This window comes from Nitrospira sp. BLG_2, from assembly GCF_049222245.1.
Genome location: NZ_JBLYIG010000184.1, coordinates 1 through 6,021, shown reverse-complemented (window position 1 = coordinate 6,021; position 6,021 = coordinate 1). Strand labels below are relative to the sequence as shown.

The following is a 6,021-nucleotide window of genomic DNA, read 5'->3' as shown; positions in this document are numbered from 1 at the left end:
CCGCGATTGGAATCACGAATCAACGCGAAACGACTGTCGTGTGGGACAAGAACACCGGCAAGCCAATTTACAACGCCATCGTCTGGCAAGACACGCGGACAGATGTCATCTGCGCCAAAAAAGATTTCGGATGCAACGCCGTTGAAAGGCAAGCGGAAGTGTCATAAGAACCTTGCGATCAATCCCCCAGCTTCGGGCAGATCCTCGCTTCACGGTAGAAGAGAAAAGGGCATTCACCTGCTGGTCCAGACAACGATCGTCTTCCCTGCAGATGTCCGCAAGCTTGCAGAGCGCATCGACGCAGGAAGGGACCAGTCGATTCAGAATCGGAATAACCTCTCCCCTCACTCGGTTCCGCAGGTAATGCATCTGGAAATTGCTGGAGTCCACTCTAAACGATACCCCTGCCGTGGAAAGATACGCCAGGATTTCTTGCCGCTTGGCGTCATACAAAGGCCGAATGATCTTGTTACTGCGGAACGCGGGCATGCCGGAAAGACCGGTCAGTCCCGCACCACGAAGCATCCATAATAGAACCGTCTCCGCCTGATCGTCTGCCGTATGGCCTATCGCGATACGGTCCGCCCCGCACTGCTCGGAGATTTCCTGCATCACCCGATAGCGGAGGTCACGGGCTTCAGCCTGCACTGAGGTTTGACGCTCACGAATGTGGATTTCCACCCGTCGAACATGGAGAGGAACTTCGAGCCCACGGCAAAAGGATTCGACAAATTTTTGATCTCCGTCGGACTCATCACCTCGTAGTCCATAGTTGCAATGAACGGCTGATAGCGTCAGCTTCCAACTCGGTCGGAGATGATGCAGGATCGATAGCAGTGCGACTGAATCGGGTCCTCCCGAGATGGCGACCAATATGTGTTGGTCACGTTGAAAGAGGTTTCGGGACCGAACCGTTCCAACGACTCGATGCAAGAGCGGGGGCCAGGTCATGTTATTGATGGATCTGTTAACAGAATGCTGAAAAAGCCCGCCAGCTGCGCTCTCGGAAGACACAGCCGGCTCACCGTCTCGCCGGCGCGCAGAAACGTGGCGCTCTTTCTTCATCGCACCATGCGCCTCATCACCCTCCGATTATTTTATGATATCGACGTAGGATACTCTTCGCCGCATCCACGTCAGCCCCGATTTGCCGGCTTAGAGCTTCTCCACTCTCAAACTGCGCGTCGCCTCTGATACGACCGACAAACTCAACAGTGAGCGTTCGTCCATACAGCTCGTGTATCCCGTCCAGGATAAATACTTCCAACCCCCGCTCACCCCCGTCAAAGGTCGGTCTCGTACCGATATAGGCGACCGAGTCATGCCGCTCCTGGCCTACGATCGCGACAGAGGCATAAATGCCATCGGCAGGTACCACACGGTCTGCAGGTAACTGAAGATTTGCAGTAGGGCATCCCAATGTTCGCCCCCTCCCCTCGCCAGAGGATACAACTCCGCTCAGGGCATAGTGCCGGCCGAGCAGGACAGCCGCTTGATCGACCTGACCAGAAATGATGAGCCGTCGTATTCTCGTCGAGCTGACCACTCCTCCATCGACCATCACGGGAGGAATCGGATGGACGATGAAGTCGAATCGTTTGCCGAGCGCGATCAAATCGCCGATCCGTCCTGCTCGTTTGTGCCCAAAGGCAAAATGTTGTCCGACAAAAATCTCTTTGAGTCCGAGCCCTCTGGATAGTACCTGCTCAGCGAACATCTCCGGAGACAGTGACGCAAATGCTTGAGTAAACTCTAGGGAGACCACCTCATCGATTCCGGCTTGCCCAAAACGGGCACGTTTCTCTTCCCTGCTCGTCAGAAATCGCAGATCAACGTGCGGCGCAAGGATTTTAACCGGATGAGGGTCGAAAGTCAGAACGACAGCCGTTCCATGGGCTCGGCGCGCTGTCTCAACCACCTGTTTCAAGAGCGCATGGTGACCGAGATGATGACCGTCGAAATTGCCGATGGTTCCCACCGGATACGGCCGTACAACCTCGTCCGAATATCCGCGGGTCACTTGCATCGTCGATCAATAAAGCAGCTTGACGGCGTCTTTCGCAAAATACGACAGGATCAGATCGGCTCCAGCCCGCTTGATCGCCAGCAGCGATTCCATCATGGCACGTGATTCATCCAGCCATCCCGCTCTCGCTGCCGCCTTAATCATACTGTACTCGCCGCTCACCTGATAGGCCGCTAGTGGAAGAAGCATACGCGCACGGGCCATTGCAATGATGTCCAGATACGGCAGAGCCGGCTTGACCATCACGATATCGGCGCCTTCGTCGATATCGAACTCGATCTCGCGCAGCGCTTCGCGCGCATTAGCCGGATCCATCTGATAGGACTGTCGGTCACCGAATTGAGGACTGGAAAAGGCCGCGTCACGAAACGGTGCATAGAAGCAGGAGGAGAACTTGGCGGCATACGCCAGGATCGGCAGATCGGAAAACCCGGCGCGATCCAATTCGCGTCTGATCGCAGCGACACGACCATCCATCATGTCCGACGGAGCGACCATATCGGCGCCAGCTTCGGCATGGGTACGTGCCATCACCGTGAGACACTCGAGCGTCTCATCATTGAGAACTTTTCCATTCCTGACGATTCCGCAATGTCCGTGGCTGGTATACTCGTCGATACAGACATCCGTGATCACAAGCAATCCCGGTACTTGTTGTTTGATGGCTCTGATCGCCCGCTGCACAATGCCGTTCGCATTCCACCCTGAACTGCCACGCTCGTCTTTATGCTCCGGGATCCCAAATAGAATGACGGCCGGAATGCCTAGGGCTTGAACCTCTCCCGCCTCTTTGACCAGCAGATCGACGGATAACCGAAATTGGCCCGGCATCGAAGCAATTTCTTCCCGACGATCCTGTCCTTCGATCACAAACAGAGGATAGATGAAATCAGATGGCGACAGCGTCGTTTCGCGCACCATCCGACGCAACGAGTCATGCTGTCTCAATCGTCGAAGCCTCTGGATCGGAAACCCCATAACCCACCTTACTTCCGTGGCAGGTTCGTTAAGAACACGACGAGGTCCCGAACGGAGATGACCCCCACCAACTTCCCGTCACGCGTGACTCCCAAGTGCCGCAGATGGGACTGCGCCATGAGATCATTCGCGTCCAGCAACGTCTTGCCCTCCTCGATCGTCATGATAGGAGCCGACATGATTTGCTCGACCGTGGTCTTCGTCGCGTCCGCCCCTGCCGCAACCACCCGACGCATCATGTCCGTATCCGTGATGATGCCGATGATCTCACGGTCGTTGGTCACGAACAAACTACCGATCCCGCGATCGCGCATGATGCGGGCGGCCGTCTGTGTATCCGTATCACGAGGCACCGTCACGAACTTTTCTCTGGGAATCATGAACGACTTTACAGGGACCATCTCACTCTCCTTCCTTGTATAGGACTATGGTACATCTCACGTGCTTCGTTTACAGCAGAGCTCCCGTGGTAACCTGCTCACGGCTTCTATAGTGGCGGGCTATCGCTTCCACCAGCGCGGGGATCGTATTCTCGCTCGGCATGATCGAGACCGTCAAACCGTATTCCTCTGCCGTCTTGGCCGTGATGGGTCCGATACAAGCGATCACGACGGATTGCAAGAGCGGCTTCACCGCTTCACCACCGCCGAGCATCACGACAAAGTTGCGCACCGTGGAAGAGCTGGTAAACGTGATGATATGGATCCGACGATCCATAAGCTCCTTCCGCCACTCTTCTGAACCATGGTCCGGCGTGAGTGTTCGATACACGGTCACGACCGCCACATGCGCACCGGCGCCACGAAGCTCGTCCGGCAAGAGGTTTCTGGCCACTTCGGCCCGAGGAATCAGGATGCGAGATTTGTCGACATCCCGCGGATCCAGCGCGGCTAGCACTCCCTCCGCTTGATATTCTACCGGAACCACATCCGCCCTGACACCGAACCTTTCCAGTTCCTGAGCGGTCCGAGGTCCGATGCAGCAAATCCGACGGCCGGCCAAGCAGCGTGAGTCGAACCCACGAGCGAACAATCTCGTCATGAAACGGCTCACCCCATTGACGCTGGTAAAAATAATCCAGTTGTACGTCCCAATCTCGGAGATCGCCTGATCGACGGGTGTCCAGTCTGGAGGGGGAACGATCTTGATCGTCGGCGCCTCAACCGGTTCAGCTCCATAGCCGGCCAATAGAGCAGCCAGCTCACCAGCCTGCTCTTTCGCTCGCGTCATGAGCACCCGTTTCCCAAAGAGCGGGCGCCGCTCAAACCAGTTGAGTTTTGGCCTCAGTCGAACGACCTCCCCCACCACAATGACGCTCGGCGGCTCCATCTGTGCTGCCGCCGCTTTATCGGCAATATCCGCCAACGTACCGACGATGGTCTGCTGTGAAACCCTTGTCCCCCACCGAATGATCGCAACAGGGGTCGACCCCGCTCGCCCCTCGGCCATTAAAGTTGCGGCGATCGTCGAAAGATTTTTCATCCCCATGAGGAAGACGACGGTACCTTGATCCGTCGCCAGTCTTGACCAGTCCAAGGCCGTGGAAGGCTTCCCTGGATCTTCATGCCCTGTGACGATCGTCAAGGTAGACGCCACCGTTCGATGGGTCACCGGAATGCCGGCATACGCAGGGGCAGCAACTGCAGCGGTCACGCCAGGCACGACTTCGAATTCAATTCCTGCCAAGGCGAGCGCTTCCGCCTCTTCTCCTCCTCGCCCAAAGACAAATGGATCGCCTCCCTTCAACCGCACCACGACGTTGCCCGCTCTTGCTCGCTCAATCAGCAGATCATTGATGGCCCCCTGCTCTGGATATTTCCCCTTGCCTCGCCGTCCGACATAGATGCGCTCTGCTCGGTCCGGGGCCTGGGCAAGAAGGAGAGGATTGGCCAAGTAATCGTAAAGCACCACGTCGGCCTGCTCAAGACACTCCTTGCCTCGCAGGGTCAAGAGTCCGGGATCTCCAGGACCAGCTCCGACCAAATAGACCTTTCCCTTGTTTTCTCGTACCACGTTCACGCCGATCCGTAAATCTCCCGGAGAATTTTGTCCCCTCCACGGGTGAGCAGTCGTTCGGCCAACTCAATGCCCAGAGCATGAGCTTGCTGACGTGTCCCCTCGATCCGGTCGCGAATGATGATCCTTCCATCGACACTCGCCACAAGACCATCCAGCACCAATTCCTCGCCGGACAGAATTGCGTGGGCTGCGATGGGCACCTGGCAGCCGCCTTCCAAGCGATGCAAGAACGCCCGCTCTGCCGTTACGGTCGTATGGGTTGCCTGATGATTGAATCGGCATAAGACGGACCGTACGAATGCGTCATTGGTCCGACCTTCTATACCGAGGGCTCCCTGTCCGATCGCAGGCAGACTGAGGACGGGTGGGAGATATTCCGTGATCGCCTGAGACCACCCCAACCGGTGCAGACCGGCCGCCGCCAGGACGATGGCATCGAACTGTCCTTCTTTGAGTTTTCTCAGTCTCGTATCCAGGTTGCCGCGCAGCATCGCGATTCTTAAATCCTGCCTGGCCTGTAACAATTGCGCCTGGCGCCGAAGGCTTGCAGTCCCGATGTTGGCACCGAATGGAAGATCATAAAACGAGTAGCCTTCACGACTGATTAAGACATCGCGTGCATCCTCCCGCTGAGGCACACAGAGGATGTCGAGCCCTTCGGGCAATTGCGCCGGAACATCCTTCATGCTATGAACAGCGAAATCGATGGAACCGGCGAGCAAAGCGTCCTCAATTTCCTTGACGAACAAGCCCTTCCCCCCGATTTTTGCCAACGGCACGTCAACGATCTTGTCGCCGGAGGTCTGAATCTTCCTGAGCACGACTCGGACCTCCGGCACGACCTCCTGAACCTTGGATTGGAACCATTCACTTTGACAGAGCGCCAATTTGCTGCCTCTCGTCCCAAGAACCAAGGTTGAGCGTTGACCGTTCTGTATCGACACGTTGAGACTCTTTCGTGGCCCGCCGGTCAGCGGACTGGTTTCTGAACCGAGGTT

Annotated in this window: 6 protein-coding genes and 1 pseudogene; 1 reads left to right on the top strand and 6 read right to left on the bottom strand. The window is 56.6% G+C overall.

The features are described 5' to 3' along the window. Positions 1 to 113, top strand: a pseudogene (locus ACOSYY_RS05115) (FGGY family carbohydrate kinase); the annotation flags it as partial. Here the strand turns inward: ACOSYY_RS05115 and tilS are convergent. From tilS to hemC, 6 genes are all read right to left on the bottom strand, one after another. Further along, positions 106 to 951 (bottom strand): tRNA lysidine(34) synthetase TilS, encoded by an 846-nt coding sequence (gene tilS / locus ACOSYY_RS05110; protein WP_421661191.1) that lies wholly within the window; start codon positions 949 to 951, stop codon positions 106 to 108. The pseudogene ACOSYY_RS05115 and the gene tilS sit on opposite strands and share 8 nt — an antisense overlap. Positions 952 to 1,081: 130 nt before the next feature. Then, a complete protein-coding gene (locus ACOSYY_RS05105) occupies positions 1,082 to 2,026 on the bottom strand; it encodes a bifunctional riboflavin kinase/FAD synthetase (protein ID WP_421661190.1) in 945 nt (314 codons plus the stop codon). Between the two features lie 6 nt (positions 2,027 to 2,032). Beyond that, positions 2,033 to 3,004, bottom strand: coding sequence for a porphobilinogen synthase (hemB, locus tag ACOSYY_RS05100; protein ID WP_421661189.1), 972 nt, complete (start codon positions 3,002 to 3,004; stop codon positions 2,033 to 2,035). A gap of 8 nt (positions 3,005 to 3,012) precedes the next feature. Beyond that, positions 3,013 to 3,405, bottom strand: coding sequence for a CBS domain-containing protein (locus ACOSYY_RS05095; protein ID WP_421661188.1), 393 nt, complete (start codon positions 3,403 to 3,405; stop codon positions 3,013 to 3,015). Between the two features lie 49 nt (positions 3,406 to 3,454). Continuing rightward, positions 3,455 to 5,023 carry a uroporphyrinogen-III C-methyltransferase gene (gene cobA, locus ACOSYY_RS05090; RefSeq protein ID WP_421661187.1) on the bottom strand — a complete coding sequence of 523 codons (1,569 nt, stop codon included), beginning with the start codon at positions 5,021 to 5,023 and terminating at the stop codon, positions 3,455 to 3,457. Then, entirely contained in the window at positions 5,020 to 5,937 is a 918-nt protein-coding gene (hemC, locus tag ACOSYY_RS05085; RefSeq protein WP_526023281.1) for a hydroxymethylbilane synthase, read from the bottom strand. The genes cobA and hemC overlap by 4 nt, the downstream gene beginning before the upstream one ends. Between the last annotated feature and the right edge of the window lie 84 nt (positions 5,938 to 6,021).

Bases quoted from the DNA above. Each gene is read 5' to 3' on its own strand.
- tilS (WP_421661191.1), bottom strand. From the start codon at position 951: ATGACCTGGCCCCCGCTCTTGCATCGAGTCGTTGGAACGGTTCGGTCC.
- ACOSYY_RS05105 (WP_421661190.1), bottom strand. From the start codon at position 2,026: ATGCAAGTGACCCGCGGATATTCGGACGAGGTTGTACGGCCGTATCCG.
- hemB (WP_421661189.1), bottom strand. From the start codon at position 3,004: ATGGGGTTTCCGATCCAGAGGCTTCGACGATTGAGACAGCATGACTCG.
- ACOSYY_RS05095 (WP_421661188.1), bottom strand. From the start codon at position 3,405: ATGGTCCCTGTAAAGTCGTTCATGATTCCCAGAGAAAAGTTCGTGACG.